Source organism: Ahrensia kielensis DSM 5890 (assembly GCF_000374465.1).
Taxonomy (GTDB): domain Bacteria; phylum Pseudomonadota; class Alphaproteobacteria; order Rhizobiales; family Rhizobiaceae; genus Ahrensia; species Ahrensia kielensis.
Window position 1 is genome coordinate 57065 of the sequence record NZ_KB894528.1, and the last position, 24811, is coordinate 81875.

Genomic DNA, 24811 nt, shown 5'->3' on the forward strand with positions numbered 1-24811 from the left:
AGATCGCAGCTAAACAATTATTCGCTGCGCTTCACCTCAATCGGCGTTTTCATAATGATTTCGCGGTGCGGGTATGGGATGCCGATTCCATTTTCTTGGAATGCATCCCAAAGGGCGAGTAAAACCTGACCGCGTATATTGGTTAGGCCCTCTTGGGGATCGCCGATCCAGAAGCGTAATTTAAAATCGAGCGAAGATGCGCCAAATTCGGTCATCCAACAAACGGGTGCTTTGTGAGTAAGTACGCGGGGTATGTCTTTGGCCGCTTCAATCGCAATTCTTGCAACTTCATGCGGGTTGCTGTCGTAAGATACGCCAAATTCCACATCTAAACGCACAAGCTTATTGGAAAAAGACCAATTAACGACCTGCTGCGTGATGAAATCCTCATTTGGAATAAGGTATTCGCGCCCATCGCGGGTAATGACCGAGACAAAGCGCGCACGCAGTTCTCGTATCCAGCCAAATGTGTCACCAAGCTCAATCGTATCGCCGGGCTTGATTGATTTATCGACCAGAATAATCACGCCTGAGATAAAGTTGGAAACGACTTTTTGCAGGCCGAAACCAAGACCGATACCAACGGCACCAGAGAAAATTGTCAGCGTGGTAAGATCAAGCCCCGCAGCTGTCAGCGCAACAACGAGGGCTATGACGATAAGACCAACTTTTACTATTTTGCCTGAAAGGACTTTGAAGGACGGCGAGAGGTCCGAAATAGCATTGATTCGATTGTCAAAAAATGTGCCGAATAGCGTTGCCAGCCACAAAAATAGCGATGTTAGAAAAACGATGCGTAGGACAAACAGTATCGAGAGTTTGAAATCACCCAGATTAATGGCTGCATTATCAAGTGCTTCTGAAACGGGACCACGTATATCCAACACGCCAAGCGCTATGTAAGCAAAGGCACCAATGGCAACAACGCGGGCGATGGTTCTGTTTTGAATAATCCGCGTGAGAACAACCAATGCGAGCCAAGCAGATGCTAAGACAAGAGCTGCTGTGAGCACGAAAGTTCGGCTTGGCCAAGTGTTCAAAAGAACAATTTCGCGCGATATGTAGACGAAGATAAGAAAGAAAACCCACTCTAAGCGCCGCATGAAAGCGACGATGATGCGCAGCAGGCCGGGGTTCCCTTTGATCGTTCGCGCACGCGCTTCAACAATCGGTTCAAGCTTAAAAGACAACAACCAAGCAATGGCGTAACAACCACCAATTATAGCCAATTGATAGGCAGCCCAAGGCTCAGTCAGGTAATTTTTTGCCTGATGAAAGAAGAGGAGAAAAGAATTCCAAGCGGTGTTCAAGTTCGGGTCCATATATGCAGAATAAACGAAACTGCACACATTGGAAGTCTTTGAATTCTACCTCTTATAAGAGCTTTATACTAAGCGCGCTCCGCAAGCTTTTCCTTGCCTTGCTTTTCGCGGATCAAATTAAAGAACCGGCGGAAAAGGTAGTGGCTATCTTGTGGGCCAGGTGAGGCCTCTGGGTGATGCTGTACGGAAAAGACAGGTTTTCCATCCACTGAAAGGCCGCAGTTTGATCCATCAAATAGCGAGACATGCGTTTCAGTGATGCCTGCTGGAAGTGATTTGGAATCAACAGCAAAGCCGTGATTCATGGAAACAATCTCAACCTTGTTGGTTGTGTAGTCTTTCACCGGATGGTTCGCACCGTGGTGGCCTTGGTGCATTTTAACGGTATTGGCGCCAACAGCCAGTGCCAACAATTGATGGCCAAGACAAATGCCGAAAAGCGGAATGCCGCTATCAATCAGCGTTTTAATCGTTGGTACTGCATATTCGCCAGTTGCTGCAGGATCGCCCGGACCATTGGAAAGGAAAATGCCATCTGGATTAAGCGCAAGCACATCTTCTGCTGTCGATTTTGCAGGTAGTATTGTAATTTTAGCGCCAAGACCTGCGATCAAGCGCAGAATATTGCGTTTCACACCATAATCGAGAGCGACGATGTGAATGGCTGTGTCTGAATTTTCGCTGTGCCCTTGGTCCCACACCCATGGCTTTTCGGACCATGAGGTTGTCTGGCCAACGGTTACGTCTTTCGCCAAATCAAGATCGACGAGACCTGACCAATCAGTAGCACGTTTTTTCAAAGCTGGAATATCGAACACGCCGTTTTCGTCATGGGCAATCACAGCATTAGGAACACCATTGTTACGAATGTGAGCGGTCAAGGCACGTGTATCAATGCCTGAAAGGCCAATAATGCCGCGCGCTTTTAGCCATGTGTCGAGATGTTCAGCTGAGCGATAGTTCGACGGATCAGTAATGGCTGCTTTAAATATCGCGCCAACAGCGCCGTGGCGGCTGGCTGGTGTTAAATCTTCAATATCTTCAATATTGGTGCCGACATTACCAATGTGCGGGAATGTGAAGGTTACGATTTGTCCCGCATAGGACGGGTCTGTCATAATTTCCTGATAACCGGTGAGCGCGGTGTTGAAGCAAACCTCAGCTTCAATCGCACCAGTTGCACCAAAACCCTTGCCTTTGAACACTGTGCCGTCTGCTAAAACCAAGACCGCCGTCGCTTTATGCTCAGTCCAAGGCGCAGGTGTGTTTCCTGTATCATGCAGTTGTGTCATAACTGACCTTCGTTTTTATAATGGATGTGCGGTTGCCGCAATTGAGTGCAAACACCATATCGAGTATAAACGCAACTGGTAAGAGGTAATCAAAAATCAATGATTTTTGAAACCGCACAGAGAGTTATGTAACCTTGCTTTCCTTGGGTAAGTTTAAGTTTTAGATTTGAAGTTATTTTATTGTTGTTTTATTTCAATGGTTTAGGGTCGGGCGCATGGCTTGCCATTGCTGCTGGGTATCAGTATGTTCCGACGATCGAAATAGGGTTCAAATATGCGCGAAGCAATTCACACGGCGCTTAAAGAAGCTGAGAAATCACAGGATAAAACGCGAGTCTGTACGCTGCGCCTTATAAAGGCAGCGGTAAAAGACCGTGACAGTGCTGCACGCAGCGCTGGCAAAGATCCTGTCTCAGAAGCTGAAATTTCTGAAATCTTGACGAAAATGATCAAGCAACGCGAAGAATCAGCCAAAAGCTACGAAGAAGCTGGTCGGTTGGAATTTGCCGAGTTGGAACGTATTGAAAGCGCTGTTATTGCAGAGTTTTTGCCGGAACAACTATGCGAAGACAGTGTCAAACAGGTTTGCGCTGAAGTCGTTGAAAATACCGGCGCCGAAGGCTTGCGGGACATGGGAAAGTGCATGAATGCACTTAAAACCCAATATCCTGGCCAAATGGATTTTACCAAAGCTTCTGGCATTGTGAAAAACATGCTGCGTTAATACGCGTACCGATTTGTTGTTGTGGCCTGATGGTGTTAAATCTCTATGAGTACCCACAACTTATGCACAAATTTGAGATTTAGCTGTGCGATGCATTGAAAAACCGCCCCGCTGGTTTCAATTTTAGGCCATATGAGAGTGCTTGATATTACCCACGGATAAATAAGATGCGTTTTGGCCAGTCATTTTTGGATGAGATTAGAGACCGTGTCCCGGTTTCGGATGTCATACAGCGCCATGTGACTTGGGATAAAAAGAAAACCAATGCGAATCGTGGTGATTATTGGGCATGCTGTCCCATCCATGGCGAAAACACACCGAGCTTCCACTGCGAAGATAAAAAAGGCCGCTACTATTGTTTTGGCTGCGGTGCATCAGGCGATCATTTCCGCTTTTTGACGGAGGTGGAAGGCATTAGCTTTCCCGAAGCCGTTGAACGCGTTGCTGGCATGGCGGGCATTGCGATGCCGTCACCTGATCCAGAGGCTGAGAAGCGCGAAGAAAAACGCAAAACGCTCTATGAATATATGGATATGGCTGCGTCCTACTATGAGGAACAATTGCAACTGCAGGGCGGTGCAGTCGCGCGGGCCTATCTTCGCGACCGTGGTTTAAACGCTTCAACCGTCAATAAATTCCGCTTAGGATTTGCACCCAATAATCGCAGTGGCGTTAAAGAGTTCCTTGCTTCTAAAGGTGCGACCAAAGAGCAAATCGAAGCGACGGGAATGGTTGTCTTTGGCGAAGATATTGCCGTTTCCTATGATCGTTTCCGTGACCGGATTATGTTCCCTATTGAGGATCAACAGGGCCGCGTCATCGCTTTTGGCGGCCGCGCAATGAGCGCCGATGTTCCCGCCAAATATTTGAACTCACCAGAAACAGAGCTTTTCCATAAGGGCGATATTCTTTTCAACTTTAAACGTGCGCGTTCCGTTCAGGCCAAACAAGGAGGAACATTAATTGCTGTTGAAGGCTATATGGATGTGATCGCGCTAGATCAGGCTGGCTTTGCAAATGCAGTCGCGCCGCTTGGTACGGCTCTGACAGAAAACCAACTGGCAAAATTATGGCGCGCCACAGATGAGCCAGTCCTTTGCTTTGATGGCGATAAAGCCGGCCTTCGCGCTGCATTTCGCGGGCTGGAAATGGCACTTAGTGAATTAAAGCCTGGAAAATCAGTCCGTTTTGCAATGCTTCCCGATGGCCTTGATCCTGATGATCTTGTTAAAAAGCAAGGCCCAGAGGCCTTTAAAGATGTGATTGCTGCTGCAAAGTCAGCCGCTGATATGCTTTGGCTGCGAGAAACTGGTGGCCAGACATTCGATACACCTGAACGGCGCGCTAAACTTGAACAGACGATGCGCGAAGTCACCAACCAGATTTCAGACGAAAGCGTGCGGCGTCATTATGGCCAAGACATGCGTGAGCGCGTGGCGATGTTTTTCGGCACGGCACCGGCTAGCAATAACAGGTCTGGTGGCAATAAAAATAATTACGGCAATAATAGTTATAATCGTTCAAAAGGCGGCGGCGTAAAGGGACGCATTGCGGTATCGTCACAATTGGCAAATTCTCGCATGACCAAGACAGGCATTGTCAATGTGTCAGACATGTCGGTGCGTGAAGCCGCGCTCATGAGCGCAATTATTTGCCATCCAGATATTTTGGTCGATTCTTTTGACACATTCATGTCGTTTGAGTTCGATAATAAAAGTTTGCGTGATTTGCGAAGCGCAGTCATCGAAGCGCATGGCGAAACTGCTGCGCGATTGCGTGCTGATTTGGTGCAACATCCAGCGCTTGTTGCTTACGCGCATGTTATCGATCAGGTCGATAAAGTTATTAGCCGTTCGCGGCTTTGGGTCTTTACCGAAGAGGCGGCTTTTGAAGACGCTTTGTCCGCATTTGAACAGGCTGTGCAATTGTACCAACGTGCGCGCGGCCTCAATAAAGACCTTAAAGCGGCAGAAGATGCATTGGCTCTTGATGGGTCAGAAGCGAACTGGGCAAGGTTCCAAGATATCCAATTACAGGTGCGCCGTACACAAGGGCTTGATGCGCTTGTTGAGGGCTTTGGTGTCTCCTCAGGACGTCCGAGTCGTAACTTTTAAGCTGAGTTTTGCGCTTTTTGGCAAAAGAATCATGTCAATTAATTCACAGAAACGCTTGACGTGAGGCCGAATCACGGGAATCAGAGTTATAATTATACGTGAAGGTGGAAATCTGCAGTGGGCAGCACTATTTCCATGAGAGAAGCAACATAGAAATGGCTTTCAGATAAACACACTTAATCAATGTTTAAGACGCGGTTGTTAGCTTTTGGCTACATGCGACTGATTCGGTAATTACCGAATAAACAAAGTGAACAAGGCGACGGCTTAATTGCCTTAATACGCCGGAGAACAAACGTCTATGGCGACAACGACTAAAACAAAAAAAAATCCCGAAGCTGGGGCCCCGAGTACAGAGACGCAGACCGCAGATGGGCCATTGCTCGATCTAACGGCTGATTCCGTCAAAAAAATGATACGCGCTGCAAAAAAGCGCGGCTTTGTTACTGTCGACGAGCTGAACTCTGTCTTACCTTCCGATCAGACCGATCCTGACAAGATTGAGGACGTTATGTCCGCGCTGTCAGAAATGGGCATTAATGTCGTGGAAGACGACGAAGACAGCGATGCTGATACGAACGACGCTGATGCTACGGCCGGTTCTAAGGAAGTTGCAACAGCAAGTGGCAGCGCCGTTACAACAACGGTTAAGAAAAAAGAACCAACCGATCGTACCGATGATCCGGTTCGCATGTATTTGCGTGAAATGGGGCAGGTTGAACTGCTTTCACGCGAAGGCGAAATCGCAATTGCCAAGCGCATTGAGGCCGGCCGTGAAACGATGATCGCTGGTCTTTGTGAAAGCCCGTTGTCATTCCAAGCGATTATTATCTGGCGTGATGAGCTGATGGAGGAAAACATCCTCCTGCGCGATATTATTGACCTTGAAACAACCTATGCTGGTCCTGAGGCTAAGGCGACACCAAAGGTGCCAACGCCTGAAGAAATTGATCAGGCACGCAAAGAGCGTGAAGAAAAAGAACGTCTGCTGCGTCAGCCGCGTCGCCGTGATGATGACATCACCAATGTTGGTGGTGAAGGTCAGATCGACGATGATGATGACGAAGAAGACGAAGTGAACCTATCGCTAGCGGCGATGGAGGGCGAACTACGTCCGCAGGTCATGGAAATTTTCGACAACATTGCTAATGTTTATAGCAAGTTGCGTAAACTACAGGATCAGCAAGTTGAAAGCGCCTTGGCCGATGAGGGCGAATTGTCATCAAGCCAGAAGCGCCGTTACAAGCAACTTCAGGATGAACTGGTTACTCTGGTTAAGTCTCTATCGCTTAACAATCAGCGTATTGATGCGCTTGTTGAACAGCTTTACTCGATTAACCGTGGTTTCGTTCAAAACGAAGGCCGTTTGCTACGACTTGCAGAAACCTATGGCGTAAGCCGTGAAGCATTTTTGAAGCATTACCAAGGTTCTGAGCTTGATCCAAATTGGGTTGAGACAATTTCGCAGCTTGATTCCAAAGCGTGGAAAACATTTGCAGAAAAAGAACCGCACACGATTGAAGAATTGCGTGCGGAAATTCAAGAGCTTGCCACTGAAACTGGTATCGCTATTCCTGAGTTCCGCCGTATTGTGAATCAGGTTCAAAAAGGTGAGCGCGAAGCACGCATAGCCAAGAAAGAAATGGTCGAAGCGAACCTTCGTCTCGTGATTTCTATTGCGAAAAAATACACGAACCGTGGCCTACAGTTTCTTGATCTCATTCAAGAGGGCAACATTGGTCTGATGAAGGCCGTGGATAAGTTCGAATATCGCCGTGGTTACAAATTCTCGACCTATGCGACATGGTGGATACGTCAGGCTATTACGCGTTCTATCGCTGACCAAGCACGCACGATCCGTATTCCGGTCCACATGATTGAAACGATCAACAAAATTGTGCGTACATCACGTCAGATGTTGCATGAGATTGGCCGCGAACCAACGCCAGAAGAATTGTCAGAAAAACTGGCAATGCCATTGGAAAAAGTTCGCAAAGTTCTCAAGATCGCAAAAGAACCGATTTCGCTCGAAACGCCAGTTGGCGATGAGGACGATTCACATCTGGGCGATTTCATTGAGGACAAGCAGGCAATCTTGCCAATTGATGCGGCTATTCAAGCGAACCTACGCGAAACAACAACACGCGTATTGGCTTCACTGACACCGCGTGAGGAACGTGTTCTTCGTATGCGCTTTGGTATCGGCATGAACACCGACCACACACTTGAAGAAGTGGGTCAGCAGTTCTCTGTTACGCGTGAACGTATTCGTCAGATTGAGGCAAAAGCGCTCCGCAAGCTGAAGCACCCAAGCCGAAGCCGCAAGTTGCGCTCTTTCTTGGATCAGTAAGAACAGCTAAAAAGAATACAAAACCCGGCCATTGAGCCGGGTTTTTTATAAGGCCCAATCTATTGGCGTGACATCGTTTTTCTCCAAGAAGGCATTGGCTTTGGAAAATGGTTTCGTGCCAAAAAATCCCTTATGAGCAGAGAGCGGCGAAGGGTGCACCGAGCGGATAACTAAATGCCTGCTTTCATTAACAAAAGATGCTTTTTCCTGCGCATATGCGCCCCATAATATAAAAACGATTGGGAGCGGTTGTTCATTAACGAGCCTGATCACGGCATCCGTAAATGTTTCCCAGCCCTTCTTTTGGTGCGAGCCAGCCTTATGCGCTTCGACGGTTAAAACTGAATTGAGAAGAAGCACGCCTTGCTTTGCCCATGCTTCCAGATTTCCGTGGCTGGCGGGTTCGATACCAAGATCACTGTTGAGTTCTTTAAATATGTTGACGAGTGAAGGCGGCGTGCGCACGCCTTTGGGAACAGAAAAACTCAAACCATGCGCTTGGCCAGGCCCATGATAAGGGTCTTGCCCCAGAATGACGATTTTCACTTGGTCGAGCGGTGTCATATCCAGCGCTTTGAACCAAAGCTTAGATGTTGGGAATATTTGCTTTCCAGCATCACGCTCTGACTGCAAAAAAGCTTTAAGTTTCGCCATATAGGGACTGTCAAACTCTTGGCTTAAATGGTTTAGCCAGCTTTCATGTATCTCGACCATATTCATCCGTTTGCATATCTCGTGTAAGTCAAATGCGTTGCGTTCTAATTATTGCCGAAAGTGAAAACCATGCCACATCATATTGTTAAGCTAAACACGCACGGGCAGGGACTGTATGAATTTACACACGATGTGAAGCATTTTGTTGAAGAATACGCGCCAAGCGATGCTCTTTTAACGCTCTTTGTGCGCCACACTTCTTGCTCACTTTTGGTGCAAGAAAATGCAGATAGTGAAGTTCAATCGGATATGAAGGCGTTTTTTGCCCGATTGGTGCCACCAACGAGTGATCCTTCAATGTCATATCTTCGGCATACCTATGAAGGGCCTGATGATATGCCTGCGCATATCAAAGCGGCGTTGACGCAAACATCAATCGGAATTCCTGTCATCAGCGGGCAAATGATGCTCGGCACATGGCAGGGCATATATTTGTTTGAACATCGTGACAGGCCGCATAATCGGCAGGTCGTGCTACATCTGACCAGTGAAGCCTAATCAAACGTTAAGGCTTTCCGATGCATTTTATCGATTATGAGAAGATGGATCGAAAAAAACGCCAAGATTTCTGCTGTAATCCTATTGCCATTCCTGCTTCAGGGATGCGCGGCAATAGCTGTTGCTGACACAGTCGTTGGCTCCACCGTGTTTGTCGCCAAAACAGCTGTTAAAGGCACTGTGGGTGCAGGAAAACTTGTTTACCGCGGCGGTAAGGCCGTTGGTAATGCGGTTACAGGTGGCAATAGCAACTCAGACTATAGCTATGATAGCCAAGCCTATCAGGGTGATGTTGATAGCGCGCCCAGTTGCTTAAATTCCGATGGCTCTTATTCGCAGGCGTTGCGCGACGCAAATGGCGAATATTTCTGTACGAACTAGAAATAAATGGCTGGCTTCATAACAACTTCGTGAAGAGTTCACTGTAGATGGGGCAATATTTGCCTTGGTACTGCCCGATTCAAAACGCTATAAGATCGCAAAACTTAGTAATTTGGAGCTTTTAATGTCTCAGTCAACGCTGATTTCCCGTCGTAATGCCCTTTTATCCATGGCCGCAATTCCTGCTGCGTTGAGTGTTACTACTCTGCCTGCTTTTGCACAAAGTGCGCCAAGGTCCGAAGGCAGCGTGGATGTAGAAAAACTAATGTCTGAAGGTGCTTTGCCAGAAATGTTTGAAGGCGAAGAAGATGCTCCTGTCACTATTGTTGAATATGCTTCAATGACATGTGGACATTGTGCGAATTTCCATAAAAACACTTACCCTGAGCTAAAAGAAAAATATATCGATACCGGAAAAGTGCGCTTGATCATGCGCGAATTTCCATTTGATCCACGCGCTGCAGCAGCCTTCATGCTTGCACGCTGCGCGCCAAATGGTGCTTATTTTCCGATGGTTGATGTGTTATTCAAACAGCAAGCAACATGGGCGCGAGCAGAAAATGCACGTGCTCCGTTGGAAAACATTGCCAAATTAGCTGGTTTTACACAGGAGTCATTCGAGAAATGCTTGACCGACCAGCAGCTTTTGAATGATGTGAATAAAGTACGGGAACGTGGTCAGACTGAGTTTGAAGTAAACGCGACCCCAACATTTTTTATCAATGGCGAAAAATACGCCGGAGCGCTGACAATTGATCAACTGTCTGCCATCATTGACGATCTGCTCTAAGCAGAAATATATCGCGCAAAGCTTGGCTTTGCGCGAAGGTGGTGGCGTATGAAGTTTAATAAATTACGCCTTCTTGGTTTCAAATCATTTGTTGAGCCAACAGAGTTTGCTATTGAACGTGGCCTGACCGGTGTGGTCGGCCCGAACGGTTGCGGCAAATCCAATTTGGTCGAAGCGTTGCGCTGGGTGATGGGCGAAAGCTCATACAAAAACATGCGCGCTTCGGGCATGGATGATGTCATCTTTTCCGGTTCCGGAACCCGTCCATCACGTAACTCGGCAGAAGTTGCGCTTTTTCTCGATAATGATGATCGCACTGCACCTGCCGCTTTCAATGATAGCGAGTTGCTGCAGGTAACGCGCAGGATCGAACGCGAAAACGGTTCTGCTTACCGTATCAACGGTAAGGATGCCCGTGCAAAAGATGTGCAGCTTTTGTTTGCCGATCAGTCCACCGGTGCCCGTTCTCCTTCAATGGTCGGACAGGGGCGAATTGGTGAGCTTATTCAAGCAAAACCGCAGGCAAGGCGCGCACTTTTAGAAGAAGCTGCGGGTATTTCAGGCCTCCATTCGCGGCGGCATGAAGCCGAATTGCGCTTGCGCGGCGCAGAGACCAATCTGGAGCGATTGGATGATGTAACATCCGAACTCGAAAGCCAGATCGAAAGCTTGAAACGTCAAGCGCGTCAAGCAAACCGTTTCCGCACATTATCGCGCGATATCCGCCAAGCTGAGGCGACATTGCTGCATCTAAAATGGATGCAAGCAAAGACGGCTGAAGGTGAAAGCCAATCGACGCTTTCTAAAGCGACGAATGAAGTTGCTGAACGTGCGCAATTGCAAATGGATGCAGCACGCTTGCAAGGCATTGCTCAAAAAGCATTGCCGCCTCTGCGTGAGGCAGAAGCGGCTGCAGCAGCAGCCCTGCAACGCCTGACAATTGCGCGTGATCAACTGGACACGGAAGCTGAACGTTTGCGTGCGCGTAAACGAGAATATGAGCAACGTATTACGCAGCTATCCACCGATATAGAGCGTGAAGAACGCATGCTGGTTGAGAATGCTGATATTCTTAGTCAGTTACGAGAAGAAGAAAAAACTCTTAAAGCGCAAGACGAAGGCGCAGACGAGCGCGAAGCAGAGCTGGCCGCGAAAGTAGAGACTGCTAAGGCTGAATTAGAAAGCTCAGAAGCAGAACTGTCAAAAATCACAGCTGAACGCGCAGAAGCACAAGCGCTTCGCACACAATTACAGCGCCGTATCGGTGAGCTGACAGACCGTCGCACGCGCCTTGAGACACAAGAGCGCAATGTTGATGCGGAACTAACAACGCTCAACGATAAGATCAGCCAATTGGATGATCCTGCCGAGAAGCAAGCGCTTGTTGAAAAGGCAGAAGCCTCGATTATTGATGCGGAAAAAACCGTTACGCAAAGCGAAAGCGATGTTGCCAAAGCACGTGCTGCCGAAGCACAGCTGCGGCCTGATCTAGCAACGGCACGTGAGGCGCTAAACACGCTTGAAGCCGAAGCACGCACGATCGCAAAATTGCTCAATGCTGGTGGCAATGATCTATTTCCAGCAATCATCGAAAGCCTCAAAGTCGATAAGGGATTTGAAACCGCATTGGGCGCTGCCTTGGGCGATGATTTGGACGTGCCAACAGACGCAAATTCTGCCGTGCATTTTGCGGGCGTAGAAATTGCCAGCGATGACCCGCAATTACCTGCAGGCGCGACACCGCTTGGTGAACATGTGCGCGGCGGTGATGCGATTGGACGTCGTTTAAACCAAATTGGTATCGTTGCCGATGATGCGGCAGGTGCCGCTTTGGCACCATCCCTTAAAACAGGGCAACGTCTTGTCACGAGGCAAGGCGCTCTATGGCGCTGGGATGGATATCGTGCCGCAGCTGATGCGCCAACTATGGCAGCGCAGCGCCTTGCACAGAAGAACCGCTTGAGCGAACTTGATGCCGAAATTGTCGAGGCAACCAAAGCCAAAGCTGCGATTGAAGCATCAATGCAAGCTGCAGAAACGGCAACGCGTAATACTGTAGCGGCAGAAAATTCGGCCCGCCAATCATTAAAAGATCGGCAAAATGATGCGCGCAAAGCCCGCGATGAACTCGCCGCTGCAGAGCGTTCCTCTGGTGAACTTTCGCGCCGCCGTGCTGTGTTGGATGAATCATTCGGGCGTATTCGTATTGATTTAAATGAAGCTGTTGGCGTTTTGGCCGAAGCGGAAGCTGCATTGGCCTCAGAGCCAGAAGTCACAGCTTTTGATGCACGCCTTCAAAGTTTGCAGACAGATGTTGCAAAAGATCGTGCTGTTTTGGCAGAACTGCGCGCCGAGCATCAAGGTCTTTCGCGTGAGGTTGAAGCAAGGCGCCAAAGGCTCAAAGCGATTGAGCGCGAAACCAAAAGCTGGACAGACCGCCGCGCGAATGCTGACAGTCAGATTGCGATCCTACGTGCCCGCGAAACAGAAACGCAGAAGCTTTTGGAAGAGTTGGCAGACAGCCCCGGCGAGTTTGAAGCCCGCCAGCGTGAGCTACTGCGTCAGATTGAGGCCGCTGAAGCAAAACGCAATGAAGCTGCCGACAAGCTGGCAAAAGCGGAAACGTCTGCTGCTGAAGCTGATCGAGCGGCAACAGCTACAATCCAAGATTTATCAACATCACGCGAAGCGCGTGCGCGTGCAGAAGAACGTGCTGCTGCAGCATCTGAGCGCCGCAGTGATATTGAAGCTAGAATTCATGAAGCATTGAACTGCGAGCCGCATAAAGCATTTGAACAAACGGGCTTAGCTGTCGATGACGCAATGCCGGACATGGACCCGACCGAGAAACGCCTCGAACGTCTAAAAATTGAGCGTGAGCGTCTCGGTGCTGTCAACTTGCGTGCTGAAGAAGAGCAGAACGAACTATCTGAGCGCTTTGGTCTAATTACCTCTGAACGTGAAGATGTTGTTCAGGCTATTGCAGAATTGCGTTCGGCTATTTCGTCGCTCAACAAAGAGGGCCGTGAACGTCTTCTCGTTGCGTTCGAAGCTGTACAGGATCATTTCAAACGTCTTTTCACGCATTTGTTCAATGGTGGAACGGCAGAACTACAGCTTATTGAGAGCGATGATCCGCTGGAAGCTGGACTTGAAATCATAGCGCGACCTCCGGGCAAAAAGCCGCAAACCATGACACTGCTTTCCGGTGGTGAGCAGGCATTGACAGCGATGGCTTTGATTTTCGCGGTATTCTTGACCAATCCCGCACCGATTTGCGTGCTGGATGAGGTTGATGCACCGCTGGATGATCACAATGTGGAGCGCTTCTGCGATCTGATGGATAAGATGAGCGCAGAAACAGATACACGCTTTGTGATTATTACGCATAACCCGATCACGATGGCCCGTATGGACCGTTTGTTCGGTGTTACCATGAAAGAGCAGGGCGTATCTCAGCTAGTTTCGGTTGACCTTCAAGAAGCAGAAGAACTTCGTGAGGCAAGCTAGACCTAGTATGTTGAACTATCCAGACTTATAGTGCTGTTGGATGCCGTTGAAGCTGTAACCCGAACGAAGAATTGTGCTAAATGAGAAAATGGGTCTACACATTTGCCGACGGTATGGCCGAGGGTTCAGCTGCTGATGTAGCGCTACTTGGCGGTAAAGGCGCAAATCTTGCTGAAATGAGCCGTATTGGGCTGCCTGTTCCGCCAGGATTTACAATCACAACGGATGCTTGCAATCGTGCGCTTCAAGACGGTGAAATTTCAAAGCGCGTGCGTGACCAAGTCGATGCGGCGCTGCGTCATTGCGAAATTATGAGCGGCAAAAAATTCGGCGCAACCAGCAATCCGTTGGTCGTGTCGGTTCGCTCCGGTGCGCGTGTTTCTATGCCCGGTATGATGGATACAGTCCTCAACCTTGGTCTTAATGATGAAACTGTTGAGGCATTAAGCGAGCAAAGCGGCGATGAACGCTTTGCTTATGACACCTATCGCCGTTTTATTCAGATGTACGCAACTGTTGTAATGGGCTGCGATCATGGATTATTTGAAGATATTCTTGACGAAGCACGTGAAAGTGCAGGCGCGCTAAGAGACAATGAGCTTGGCGTTGATGATTTGCGCAAAGTTGTAAAAGCTTACAAACATGCCATTCAAGATGATCTGGACGAAACATTTCCCCAAGATCCAAAAGAGCAATTGTGGCGCACAGTCGAAGCTGTTTTCAAAAGCTGGAACAATCCACGTGCAGTTACCTATCGCGCTTTGCACAATATCCCTGTTGAATGGGGCACAGCCGTAACCGTACAGGCGATGGTTTTTGGTAATTCTGGCCCCAATTCTGCAACGGGCGTTGCTTTCACGCGTAACCCTTCAACGGGAGAAAATATCCTCTTTGGTGAGTTTCTCGTCGATGCTCAGGGCGAAGATGTTGTTGCTGGTTTTAGAACGCCTGATCCGCTTAGTATTGTTAGCGATAAGCCCGGCGCATCCATGCAGGAGCGCCTGCCAGAATCTTACAAAACCTTGATCAGCTTAGCCAATGATCTTGAGCAGCATTTTGGCGATATGCAGGATATCGAGTTTACGGTTGAAGCAGGAAGATTGTGGCTTTTGCAAACGCGGGCAGGCAAGCGAACCGCTAAAGCGGCTATTCGCATTGCAATTGAAATGGCCAATAATAACGTGATTACTAGGCAAACAGCTTTAATGCGTGTTGATGCGTCTTCGCTGGACCAATTGCTGCACCCTTCAATTGACCCCAAAGCGCAGCGCAAAATTATTGCATCCGGCTTGCCTGCTTCCCCCGGTGCTGCTTGCGGTGAGATCGTTTTTTCATCTGCCGATGCTGTTGCAGCTAAAGCAGAAGGGCGAAGCGTTATTCTCGTGCGTCCAGAAACAAGTCCCGATGACATTCATGGCATGGAAGCTGCCGTTGGTATTTTGACATCGCGGGGCGGGATGACCAGCCACGCTGCCGTTGTCGCACGTGGTATGGGTAAGCCCTGCATTACTGGTGCAGGCGGCATGCGTATCGACAAGCATAACAAAGCGCTGGTTGCTGGCGGTGTTATGCTGCGCGGCGGTGATTATCTGACGCTAGATGGTAATAAAGGGCAGGTGCTGGAAGGTAAGCTGCCAATGGTCGACAGCGAGTTGTCGGGCGATTTTGCAACCTTGATGGCTTGGAGCGATGCGGAACGGCGCTTAAAAGTACGCACAAATGCTGATACGCCAACCGAGGCGAAAGTTGCACGTAATTTTCAGGCCGATGGCATTGGCCTTTGCCGCACAGAACATATGTTCACCGAGGGTGAGCGTTCAAACATCATGCGCGAGATGATTGTTGCTGAAAGCGAAGAAGAGCGCCGTGCGGTCTTGGACCGCCTAATGCCAATGCAGCGCAGTGATTTTATTGAACTGTTTGAAATAATGCAGGGGCAACCGGTCGCTATTCGTCTTTTCGATCCGCCGCTTCATGAGTTTTTGCCGAAAGATGAAGACAGCATTCTCAAATCGGCCAAGGCACTGGGTATTGATGGCGCAAAAATGATGCGCCGCGTTGAAGAATTACGCGAGATCAACCCTATGCTGGGTAATCGCGGCGTTCGGCTTGCAATTTGCTTCCCTGAAATTGCTGAAATGCAAACCCGTGCGATTTTTGAAGCTGCCATTTTGGCTGGCAGAAAGTCTGGCGAACTTGTGGTGCCGGAGATCGTAGTCCCGCTTGTCGCGTACAATGCCGAGCTTGAATATATCCGAGCACGCATAGATAAAGTTGCCGACGATGTGATGGCTGCCCACGATCAGAAAATCGAATATCTGGTTGGCTGTATCATTGAGTTGCCCCGTGCGGCTATTCGTGCGGAATTGATCGCTCAAAGCGCTGATTTCTTTTCCTTTGGTACGAATGATTTAACACAAACAACGCTTGGTATTTCGCGCGATGATGCGTCGACATTTCTGTCAACCTATCTTCGAAAAGGCGTTATTCAACTCGATCCGTTCATCAATTTGGATGTTGAGGGCGTTGGCGAGCTCATGCGCATTGCAACGGAGCGTGGCCGCAAAGCAAAACCAAAATTGCTTTTGGGAATTACCGGCGAGCATGGCGGCGATCCGACTTCAATTACATTCTGTGACAATCTCGGTCTCGATTATGTATCCTGTTCGCCTTACAGGGTGCCAATTGCACGATTGGCGGCGGCGCAAGCAGCTATTTCTAAGAAGATTCAATAATCCTTTAAGTGCGGCGCATATTGATAAAATCTTGGCTTGATGACGACGATTATTGCGCCTTGGCAAATTGATTGATAAATCCAATGCAATGTTTTGCCTTAACGGCAAACAAAATTGGGTAGTTGGAATTTTATTATGCGGCCATTGCCGAGACGCTTGCCATCAAAATCGGCAAAATGGGCGATGCGTGTTGCTCTTTTCACGCCTGTTTTGGCTGCATTGTCGGTTCTTGCCTATCGCGGCTCAAGCGTGGATACGCAAGCGTTTCTTGTTCTTCTGGCTGTTGTTGGACTTTTGGGGCTCCTTACGCTTTTCCTTGTGGTTGTGGCATTTCGCAGCCTCTGGACGCATGGCAAACGTGGTGGTCGACGCGCAACATGGGCATTGATATTAGCCGCGATCGTGCTTGCGCCTTTTGTGTTTTCGGCAACCCTTTGGTTCACAAGACCGCTACAAGCCGATCTATCTACTGATTTAATTGACCCGCCCGTGTTCCGCGCTGAGATCGCCGAATTTGGAAACCGTGCCGCGATCATTGTTGCTGGTGAATTGCGCGATGGCTATCCTGCAATAACCGGAAGACAATATGAAGCGCCGCTAGAAACGGTACTTGATACAGTTTTGAAACAAGCAGCTCTCTTCGGTTGGCGTGTCGTTGACCGTTCAGGGCGCATTGGTGCGGACGATGAGCTTGTTATCGAATTTATGCACCACACAACATTACTGGCTTTTCCAATCGAAACCGTGGTTCGAATTGTAGACGAGGGGGACACAAGTTACCTCGATATACGGTCGCAAATGCCAGGCCTTGTTCACGACCTCGGAACCAACGCGCACATTATCACTGAATTTCTGCGCGAGATCGACTTGTCGCTCATTGGTCAAGTCAGCGATTAAGTTTTATCGTTAGCGAGCTTGAAACGGTTTTCGAGTGAGGCATCACCGTCACAAGTGACGAGACCTCTTTCAATCAAGGCCTCTAACTGTGCAAATACGGATAGCCCTGCTGCGCCATGTAACCGCGGATCGGTGCTGCGATAAATCTGGCTCACCATTTCGGGAATTGTCTCATCGCCTTTAGAAAGACGCTCTAGGATTGCACCCTCTCGCATTTTTCTATGTGTTTTTAACCCGCGTATAAATCTTTTCGGGCTCGTTACGGGCCCACCATGTCCGGGAAAATATAACCGATCATCACGCGCGAGCATTTTATCGAGCGATTCCATATATTGGTTCATAGAGCCATCGGGCGGGGCAACAATTGACGTTGCCCATGCCATGATGTGATCGCCTGTGAAGACAATGCCAGTATCATTCAAAGCAAAAGATAAATGATTGGCTGTATGTCCCGGTGTTGAAATGGCCTGTAACACCCACTCTGAACCTTCTACCAATTCACCATCAGCAAGTATGGCATCAGGCGCATAATCGCGATCTGCAGAGGCATCAAGTGCATTAACTTCACCTAAGTGAAGCTCTCGTGCTGCAAAATGAGGCGCTGACCCTACAATTTTTGCACCTGTATGATTCTTCAAATGTGCAGCGAGTGGAGAATGATCAATGTGCGTATGGGTAATGATGATATGGCTAACGGTTCGCCCGTTAATTGCCTGAAGCAATGCTTGTAAATGGGCATCATTTTCCGGACCAGGATCAATAACAGCAAGAGTGTCACTGCCAACAATATAGGAGTTGGTGCCTTGAAAAGTAAACGGTCCGGTATTGGCGCAAGTAACACGCATAACGTTAGGAGCTACCGAAACAGCTTCTCCATGCTGCGGTGTAAAGTTCTTGCTGAACATATCATTTGTAGTCATAAATTTGCGCTTAACTGTTATGCTTGCTGTGAATGGCAATGGAAGTTATATACTTGCATATTGACGCTTGAAGATACGCGCAATGTTTTAAAACAGATTCACGTAAACAGGATTATTAAAATGGCAACTTCAACTTCTGCGCAGGCACTGGTGTACCGTGCGCTGCCCGAGGCAAGTGTAACGCGCATTGCAGGTTTGGTCGTGTTGGCAATCGCCGGATCACTTTTGCTTACAATATCTGGCCAAATTAAAGTGCCATTTTATCCCGTTCCTGCGACGCTTCAAACCTTGGCAGTCTTTATGATTGCCGCTGCATATGGCCGAAATTTGGCTGTTGCAACTGTTGCTCTCTACCTAGCGCAAGGCGCTGTCGGCCTGCCAGTATTCACCGGCGGTGCGGGTCTTGCTTATATGGCTGGACCAACTGGTGGCTTTCTTGCAGGTTTTCTTGTTGCTGCTGCCGTTATTGGTTCTGCTGTCGATCGCGGTTGGGGCGCAAACGCGTTTAAATTGTTTGGCGCAACGCTGCTTGGTGCCGTGCTTCTTATGGGGCTTGGCTACCTTTGGCTTTCAGGTCTGATTGGCGCTGAAAAAGCTTGGACCTTTGGTGTTGCACCCTTTGCTTTGGGTGAACTAACAAAGGTTGTATTGGCGTCAGCGCTTATTCCTGCTGTTGCAGCAATTTTTCGCCGTAAGTAATATTAAATAAAATTATTGAGAAGCCGCGCTCTTTTGGGCGCGGCTTTTTGTTGAACGCTGTTTGGCCTATTGATTGTTAGCACCTTATCGTTGAATAATTTGATGTCTAAGAGCATGGTGGACATAATATCACTATTCTAGCTTGTAGCGTGATGACCATTCGTCGCTTGAGCAGAACGACAAGGAGTGCCTATGGCGCAAGCAATATCCTTTACCCTTAATGGTAAACCTGTACGTGTTTCTGTTCGTCCAGACACGACTGTACTTGATCTTCTTCGAGGTCCGTTAAACACAACTGGAACCAAAGAGGGCTGTGCCGAGGGTGATTGTGGTGCTTGCACTGTTTTGCTTAAACGTAAGGGCATTAATGGAGGCATCGCCAACGCTGCCAACGCCTGCATAATGACTGCCGCACAAATTGACGGGGCAGAAATTACAACGGTTGAAGGGTTGGCGCATGAAGGCGTGCTTAATCTTCTGCAAGAGGCGATGGCTGAAAATGGTGCGTCACAATGTGGATTTTGTACACCCGGAATTGCTGTTGCCTTAACTGGACTGCTTGCAAGAAATTCCGCACCGAGTGAAGAGCAGATCCATGATGCTTTGGCTGGAAACCTCTGCCGTTGCACAGGCTATCGCCCAATTGTTGAAGCTGCACAAAAGGCCGCAGGAAAAATCCACCTTCTAGCGGCTGCAGAAATGCAAAACACGGTTTCAAATGAAGAAATCAGTTTCGATGGTTCGATTGCGAAACGGCCAACATCGCTTGCTGAATTGCTTGAGGCGCGCCGCGAATTGCCAAATGCGACATTGCTGGCTGGCGGTACAGACCTTGGTGTTGCACGCGCCGCTTATGAAAAAGACTGGTCATCCATCATTGTAACAAACAATGTCAAAGAGCTGCGTAGCACAAAGGAAGATGCTGCTGGTTGGACATTTGGTGCAGCGGTCACTTGGCAAGAAATATTGGAGAATGTGGGGCAGGCATTGCCAAGTTTTGGCACGCTGATCCGCAGGTTTGGCTCCACTCAGATTCGCTCCATGGGAACGATGGGCGGTAATATTGGCACCGCGAGCCCGATTGGTGATGGACCGCCTGCATTGATTGCGCTTGGGGCGCAGATAACATTTGCGGCCGTGGATGGCACGCAAACCACAATGCCGCTCGAAGACTTCTTTCTTGATTACCGTAAGACTGAATTACCGCAGAACGGGGTCATTGTTTCAATCCATATACCTAAGCCAAAATCAGATGAGCATTTCCGCGTTTATAAGGTTTCTAAACGCTATGATCAGGATATCTCAACGGTATGCGGTGCTTTCTGGGTGAAAATGTCCGGCGATACAGTTGAGGATGTTCGCTTGGCATTTGGCGGTATGGCAGCAATCCCTAAACGCGCTAAACATGCTGAAGATGCCTTGAGAGGCAAAGCTATGACAGCTGATAATGTTGAAAAAGCAGGCAAGCTATTGGGGGAGGATTTAACACCTTTGTCCGATTGGCGCGGTAGCGCAAATTACCGAGAGAAAGTGGCATCAGGCCTGATTAAGCGTTTCATGCACGATCTGAACGGCGAAGCGGTAGAGGTGATGGCACTATGAATAAGCACATGCAAACAACATCAATGGAACGCTCAGTTGTCGGCAAGGGCATTGCCCATGATAGCGCGAAAAAACATGTCGCAGGTCAGGCAATCTATATTGATGATATGGCAGAACTACCAGGTACGCTTCACGCTGCTTTGGTTGTATCAACCATTGCCCATGGCATTATAAAATCCATCGATGCGACGGAAGCCCTTGCAATGCAGGGTGTGCATCTGTTTCTCACAGCCAAAGATATTCCTGGCCATAATGATATTGCGCCGATCATGTCTGGAGAGCCGCTTTTTACAGATGATAAAGTTGAGCATCTTGGTCAGCCGATTGGGGTAATTGCCGCTGATAGCATTGAACTGGCAATAAAAGCTGCTCATGCGGTGGTGATTGATTATGAAGAGCTCGAACCTGTTTTAGATGTAGAGATCGCGCATCAACGCAAAGAATATGTGTTGCCGGCGCAGGAGCTTATTCAAGGCGATGTTGAAGCTGCACTTAAAGATGCAGCGCATGTTTTCGAAGGAAGGTTAGAGATTGGTGGTCAGGACCATTTCTATCTCGAAACACAAATCGCTTATACGATACCGGGCGAAGACAATGACATGTTGGTCTATTCGTCAACGCAGCACCCAACAGAAGTGCAGCACCATGTAGCCCATGTGTTGGGGACGTTGGCAAATTCGGTTGATGTTAAAGTCAGGCGCATGGGCGGCGGGTTTGGCGGCAAGGAAAGTCAGGCAACAATTATTGCCTCTGCCGCAGCATTGATATCGCTTAAAACAGGCAAACCTGCGAAATTGCGCCTTAAACGCGCGGTTGATATGACGGCCACCGGTAAACGCCATGATATGGTTTCCAAATGGCGTGTAGGGGTCACGGCTGAGGGCAAAATTCTTGGCATGGATGTCGAATATTTGGCGCGCGCCGGTTACTCCGCTGACTTGACAGGGCCGGTAATAACCCGCGCCATCACTCATACTGATAATGCTTATTTCGTGCCAAATGCCCGTATTGTCGGTCATGCCTGCAAGACAAACACTGCTTCAAATACAGCATTCCGCGGCTTTGGTGGCCCGCAGGGTGTCATCACCTCGGAAACGATTATTGACCAAATCGCACGGGAACTTAGCCTCAACCCGAATGATGTAAGAGCAATCAATTATTACGCGCCTGATAATGGCGAGCTAACGCCTTACGATCAGCAGGTTGAGCAAAACCAGCTCGTGCCCGTTACACAAACCTTATTGGCCTCTGCTGAATGGGATCGGCGCCGCGCTGAAATCGATGCGCATAACGCAAAAAATCCAATTATCCGCAAGGGTTTGGCCATGATGCCGGTCAAGTTTGGCATTTCTTTTAACCTGCCATCGCTTAATCAGGCGGGTGCACTGGTCCATGTGTATCAAGACGGTTCTGTTCATCTCAATCATGGCGGCACTGAAATGGGGCAGGGCCTGTTTATGAAAGTGGCGCAGGTTGTCGCTGAAGTCTTTCAGATAGACGTGGACCGCGTAAAAATTACAGAAACCCAAACAGGGAAAGTGCCGAACACAAGCGCGACTGCCGCTTCGACAGGCTCAGATCTCAATGGCATGGCTGCTTTTAACGCTGCTTCTGCGATCAAGTCGCGCATGCTGAAAGTCGCTACCGAACATTTTAAAGCGGATGAAGGCAGTATTCTCTTTAAAGATAATGAAGTTCATGCTGAGGGGCAGTCGCTAACCTTTGCTGAACTTGCAAGATTGAGTTGGGCGCAACGTGTATCGCTGTCAGAGGCAGGGCATTATGCGACACCAAAAATTCATTGGGATGCTCAAAAACTAAAAGGCAGGCCGTTCTTTTACTTCACCTATGGTGCAGCAGTCGCTGAAGTTGCGATTGATACAATTACAGGCGAAAGCCGCTGCTTGCGCGCAGACATTTTGCAAGATTGTGGTGCTTCGCTTAATCCAGCGATAGACCTTGGGCAAATTGAAGGAGCGTTTGTTCAAGGTATGGGCTGGCTAACGTGCGAAGAGCTTTGGTGGGATAAAAAAGGAAAATTGCGCACGATAGGGCCGTCAACGTATAAAATCCCAGGATCACGTGATGTGCCGCCGGAATTTAATGTCTCTCTGCTTAACAATGCTTCCAATATTGAGGAAACTGTTTTCCGCTCGAAAGCTGTTGGCGAACCACCGCTTATGCTGGCGATTTCGGTGTATCTGGCAATTAAAGATGCTATCGGTTCAAATAAGGAAGGTAGTTTCGATCTTAAAACACCTGCAACGCCAGAGAACATTCTCAGCAGTGTGAATTAGCGTCAAGCGTTGCGCTCAACACGTATTTTACATCCTTTTGGCGCAATTGATGCAATCAGCACTTTGCTCAAAATGCGCAGTAAAAGTTGGATTAATGACGGCCGTCATTTTTGTAAGGCGCTGATAACAAACGAATCTGCAGATAAAGCCACCGCACTTATTCACCCGGTGTGGTGACATTCTAAAATAAGCCATTTGTTGAAATGGATTATTATGGAAATATCGCCGAATATCAAATTACCGTATATTATGCCTTCTCAGGCACAAAAACATGTTACGCACAACGAAGCTATTAGAATGCTTGATAGTTTGGTTCAATTGGCCGTCGTTTCTGCCTCGTTAAGCACACGGCCAATCGCGCCCGATGAAGGCGCACGCTACATTGTTGCTGATAATGCAGTAGGCGCTTGGCAGGGGCACGAGCAAAAGCTGGCTGCATATGCCGATGGGGCGTGGCTGTTTTTTCCGCCCAAAGAAGGCTGGCTCGTATGGGATACAGAAACAGCAACATCTTTGATTTATGCAGACGGCCTATGGGGGCTTTATGCAGATAAATTGCTCACATCAGTTGAAAACGCGCAGATAAATAATCTGGGTGTCAATACGGGACCAGATCCCAACAATGCATTGAGTGTACGTGGTAACGCTTCTCTTTTTACCCATAATGGTTCTGACCACCGTATGAGTATAAACAAAGTTGCTGGCAGCGCGACTGCAAGTGTGCTTTTCCAAACGGCATGGGGCGGGCGTGCAGAGTTTGGTTTGATCGGCTCTGATGAGTTTTCGATAAAGACATCCGAAGATGGCAGCAATTGGCTGACGGCTTTGCAAATCGATAAAACGTCGGGGGAGGTTGATTTTCCTGAAGGGGTTTTAAGTCGTGGCAGCAAAGCTGGGTTAGATTTAAACGTTAATGCAGGGCTTGAACTCACCGCTTACACGAACACGACAACGACGCTAGCAAGGGTGACAGATAACGCTTCAATTACAGCAACGAGAAGTGACACATCGCTACTTATAACCATGGTTCTTTCTGGGGTAATTCGCGCAACAGCTGGCGGCGATGATGCGTTGGCATTGATTAAACCTGGATATGAGAAAGGTGGCACTATTACAGAAACATTCAGAGACCATTTAATCGGTGCGCTTGATACGCAAGGCAGTGCCGCGACCTCAACCAATTCTTTTTATCTGGCTTCTCCGGCAAGTTTTATATTAACGCCTGCTATGAAGGATGGAAATGAATGGAAGCCATTATTCCTTGGGCGTTGCAATGCCGCTGGAATGTCTTTGCAGTGTTTTGGATTTTCTTGGTCTGCGATTGAGTTTAGAAACTAGACTGATTTAGCTGCCTGCTTTTAATGGTTTTTGACAAGAGTAGAACGTAAAATAGCCCAAAGCCTTATCCTCAATTATGAGAACAGGCTTTGGGTTGAATGTCGTTTAGCCATCGAAAGGTGGGAGTTGTACTTTTACCATGTTGAATTGCGGTTATCTTTTTGCCGGCCAGTATTCGCAGTACAGCAAAGGAAAACGACAGAATCGCCAACATAAGAGCGATCAGCTGAAAGATTCGACTTGAAGGCGTTCAATGTCCGTAATGCCATATGTGCGGTGAATATTGGCAGTGATAATTCAAGACCCTCATTGACGCTTTGCAGGTTTGAAATTGCACCAAATTTAGAAAAATTTCCTCCACTGTGGCATCTTGAAAGCTGTTAAGTTCCTTGCAAGCAGCGGTTCAAGATTAAATTGTATGGGGTTGTATGTGAAAATAGTGAAAAATGTACTTGATATCGCTTGCTGGTTTGGATAGTCACAACTCCAGTTGGGGTGTAGCCAAGCGGTAAGGCAACGCTTTTTGGTAGCGTGTACCGAAGGTTCGAATCCTTCCACCCCAGCCAAATTTATTTCTTCCCCATTGCTCCTTAGTAGAAAAAACATATGGTCTCGCAAGAGACTTTAG

General features: G+C 48.3%; 17 protein-coding genes and 1 tRNA gene. 14 read left to right on the top strand and 4 right to left on the bottom strand.

The features are described 5' to 3' along the window. Window positions 1-17: 17 nt before the first annotated feature. Window positions 18-1322: a mechanosensitive ion channel family protein gene (locus C504_RS0100265; RefSeq protein WP_018687284.1), complete on the bottom strand. Its 1305-nt coding sequence runs from the start codon at window positions 1320-1322 to the stop codon at window positions 18-20. A gap of 68 nt (window positions 1323-1390) precedes the next feature. Further along, window positions 1391-2614 (bottom strand): glutamine-hydrolyzing carbamoyl-phosphate synthase small subunit, encoded by a 1224-nt coding sequence (gene carA / locus C504_RS0100270; protein ID WP_018687285.1) that lies wholly within the window; start codon window positions 2612-2614, stop codon window positions 1391-1393. A 274-nt stretch (window positions 2615-2888) separates the two neighbouring features. On the opposite strand from carA, the gene C504_RS0100275 reads away from it, so the two are divergent. The 3 genes from C504_RS0100275 (at window position 2889) to rpoD (ending at window position 7802) form a co-directional block, all read left to right on the top strand. Further along, the gene (locus C504_RS0100275) at window positions 2889-3338 is read left to right on the top strand and encodes a GatB/YqeY domain-containing protein (protein ID WP_018687286.1); all 450 of its coding nucleotides are present in this window, start codon (window positions 2889-2891) and stop codon (window positions 3336-3338) included. Window positions 3339-3505: 167 nt separating this feature from the next. Then, the gene (gene dnaG, locus C504_RS0100280) at window positions 3506-5452 is read left to right on the top strand and encodes a DNA primase (RefSeq protein WP_018687287.1); all 1947 of its coding nucleotides are present in this window, start codon (window positions 3506-3508) and stop codon (window positions 5450-5452) included. A gap of 301 nt (window positions 5453-5753) precedes the next feature. Next, the gene (gene rpoD, locus C504_RS0100285; RefSeq protein ID WP_018687288.1) at window positions 5754-7802 is read left to right on the top strand and encodes an RNA polymerase sigma factor RpoD; all 2049 of its coding nucleotides are present in this window, start codon (window positions 5754-5756) and stop codon (window positions 7800-7802) included. A 45-nt stretch (window positions 7803-7847) separates the two neighbouring features. On the opposite strand, the gene ung is transcribed toward rpoD, so the two are convergent. Next, window positions 7848-8522, bottom strand: coding sequence for a uracil-DNA glycosylase (ung, locus tag C504_RS0100290; protein ID WP_018687289.1), 675 nt, complete (start codon window positions 8520-8522; stop codon window positions 7848-7850). A 63-nt stretch (window positions 8523-8585) separates the two neighbouring features. Here ung and C504_RS0100295 point away from each other — a divergent pair, with 63 nt between their 5' ends. The 6 genes from C504_RS0100295 to C504_RS0100320 all read left to right on the top strand — a co-directional run bounded on the left by C504_RS0100295 (window position 8586) and on the right by C504_RS0100320 (window position 17327). Continuing rightward, window positions 8586-9014, top strand: a complete 429-nt coding sequence (locus C504_RS0100295) for a secondary thiamine-phosphate synthase enzyme YjbQ (protein WP_018687290.1) — start codon at window positions 8586-8588, stop codon at window positions 9012-9014. Between the two features lie 36 nt (window positions 9015-9050). Continuing rightward, a complete protein-coding gene (locus C504_RS18655) occupies window positions 9051-9395 on the top strand; it encodes a hypothetical protein (RefSeq protein WP_018687291.1) in 345 nt (114 codons plus the stop codon). Window positions 9396-9519: 124 nt separating this feature from the next. After that, window positions 9520-10185: a DsbA family protein gene (locus C504_RS0100305; RefSeq protein WP_018687292.1), complete on the top strand. Its 666-nt coding sequence runs from the start codon at window positions 9520-9522 to the stop codon at window positions 10183-10185. Window positions 10186-10233: 48 nt separating this feature from the next. Continuing rightward, a complete protein-coding gene (locus tag C504_RS0100310) occupies window positions 10234-13695 on the top strand; it encodes a chromosome segregation SMC family protein (protein ID WP_018687293.1) in 3462 nt (1153 codons plus the stop codon). Window positions 13696-13775: 80 nt separating this feature from the next. Beyond that, window positions 13776-16430, top strand: a complete 2655-nt coding sequence (ppdK, locus tag C504_RS0100315) for a pyruvate, phosphate dikinase (protein WP_026317088.1) — start codon at window positions 13776-13778, stop codon at window positions 16428-16430. A 135-nt stretch (window positions 16431-16565) separates the two neighbouring features. Then, window positions 16566-17327 (top strand): DUF1499 domain-containing protein, encoded by a 762-nt coding sequence (locus tag C504_RS0100320; RefSeq protein WP_018687295.1) that lies wholly within the window; start codon window positions 16566-16568, stop codon window positions 17325-17327. On the opposite strand, the gene C504_RS0100325 is transcribed toward C504_RS0100320, so the two are convergent. Then, window positions 17324-18247 (bottom strand): MBL fold metallo-hydrolase, encoded by a 924-nt coding sequence (locus C504_RS0100325; RefSeq protein ID WP_156815810.1) that lies wholly within the window; start codon window positions 18245-18247, stop codon window positions 17324-17326. The two genes, C504_RS0100320 and C504_RS0100325, sit on opposite strands and share 4 nt — an antisense overlap. Window positions 18248-18367: 120 nt before the next feature. Here C504_RS0100325 and C504_RS0100330 point away from each other — a divergent pair, with 120 nt between their 5' ends. The 5 genes from C504_RS0100330 to C504_RS0100360 all read left to right on the top strand — a co-directional run bounded on the left by C504_RS0100330 (window position 18368) and on the right by C504_RS0100360 (window position 24749). After that, on the top strand, window positions 18368-18946 hold the full coding sequence (locus C504_RS0100330) for a biotin transporter BioY (RefSeq protein WP_026317089.1): 579 nt from the start codon (window positions 18368-18370) through the stop codon (window positions 18944-18946). A gap of 192 nt (window positions 18947-19138) precedes the next feature. After that, complete coding sequence (gene xdhA, locus C504_RS0100335) at window positions 19139-20548, top strand: xanthine dehydrogenase small subunit (RefSeq protein ID WP_018687298.1); 1410 nt, start codon at window positions 19139-19141, stop codon at window positions 20546-20548. Further along, window positions 20545-22845 carry a xanthine dehydrogenase molybdopterin binding subunit gene (gene xdhB, locus C504_RS0100340; protein WP_018687299.1) on the top strand — a complete coding sequence of 767 codons (2301 nt, stop codon included), beginning with the start codon at window positions 20545-20547 and terminating at the stop codon, window positions 22843-22845. Before xdhA ends, xdhB begins: the two co-directional genes overlap by 4 nt. Window positions 22846-23094: 249 nt before the next feature. Next, window positions 23095-24183, top strand: a complete 1089-nt coding sequence (locus C504_RS18205) for a DUF2793 domain-containing protein (RefSeq protein WP_281167580.1) — start codon at window positions 23095-23097, stop codon at window positions 24181-24183. 491 nt (window positions 24184-24674) lie between these two features. Continuing rightward, window positions 24675-24749 (top strand) — tRNA-Gln (locus C504_RS0100360). Window positions 24750-24811 lie beyond the last annotated feature (62 nt).

What these genes read in the sequence shown, in the direction of transcription:
- C504_RS0100330 (WP_026317089.1), top strand. Translation starts at nt 18,368, where the DNA reads ATGGCAACTTCAACTTCTGCGCAGGCACTGGTGTACCGTGCGCTGCCC.
- C504_RS0100295 (WP_018687290.1), top strand. Translation starts at nt 8,586, where the DNA reads ATGCCACATCATATTGTTAAGCTAAACACGCACGGGCAGGGACTGTAT.
- C504_RS0100265 (WP_018687284.1), bottom strand. Translation starts at nt 1,322, where the DNA reads ATGGACCCGAACTTGAACACCGCTTGGAATTCTTTTCTCCTCTTCTTT.
- C504_RS18655 (WP_018687291.1), top strand. Translation starts at nt 9,051, where the DNA reads ATGAGAAGATGGATCGAAAAAAACGCCAAGATTTCTGCTGTAATCCTA.
- carA (WP_018687285.1), bottom strand. Translation starts at nt 2,614, where the DNA reads ATGACACAACTGCATGATACAGGAAACACACCTGCGCCTTGGACTGAG.
- C504_RS18205 (WP_281167580.1), top strand. Translation starts at nt 23,095, where the DNA reads ATGCCTTCTCAGGCACAAAAACATGTTACGCACAACGAAGCTATTAGA.
- rpoD (WP_018687288.1), top strand. Translation starts at nt 5,754, where the DNA reads ATGGCGACAACGACTAAAACAAAAAAAAATCCCGAAGCTGGGGCCCCG.
- dnaG (WP_018687287.1), top strand. Translation starts at nt 3,506, where the DNA reads ATGCGTTTTGGCCAGTCATTTTTGGATGAGATTAGAGACCGTGTCCCG.
- C504_RS0100320 (WP_018687295.1), top strand. Translation starts at nt 16,566, where the DNA reads ATGCGGCCATTGCCGAGACGCTTGCCATCAAAATCGGCAAAATGGGCG.
- C504_RS0100310 (WP_018687293.1), top strand. Translation starts at nt 10,234, where the DNA reads ATGAAGTTTAATAAATTACGCCTTCTTGGTTTCAAATCATTTGTTGAG.
- ung (WP_018687289.1), bottom strand. Translation starts at nt 8,522, where the DNA reads ATGAATATGGTCGAGATACATGAAAGCTGGCTAAACCATTTAAGCCAA.
- ppdK (WP_026317088.1), top strand. Translation starts at nt 13,776, where the DNA reads ATGAGAAAATGGGTCTACACATTTGCCGACGGTATGGCCGAGGGTTCA.
- C504_RS0100325 (WP_156815810.1), bottom strand. Translation starts at nt 18,247, where the DNA reads ATGACTACAAATGATATGTTCAGCAAGAACTTTACACCGCAGCATGGA.
- C504_RS0100275 (WP_018687286.1), top strand. Translation starts at nt 2,889, where the DNA reads ATGCGCGAAGCAATTCACACGGCGCTTAAAGAAGCTGAGAAATCACAG.
- xdhB (WP_018687299.1), top strand. Translation starts at nt 20,545, where the DNA reads ATGAATAAGCACATGCAAACAACATCAATGGAACGCTCAGTTGTCGGC.
- xdhA (WP_018687298.1), top strand. Translation starts at nt 19,139, where the DNA reads ATGGCGCAAGCAATATCCTTTACCCTTAATGGTAAACCTGTACGTGTT.
- C504_RS0100305 (WP_018687292.1), top strand. Translation starts at nt 9,520, where the DNA reads ATGTCTCAGTCAACGCTGATTTCCCGTCGTAATGCCCTTTTATCCATG.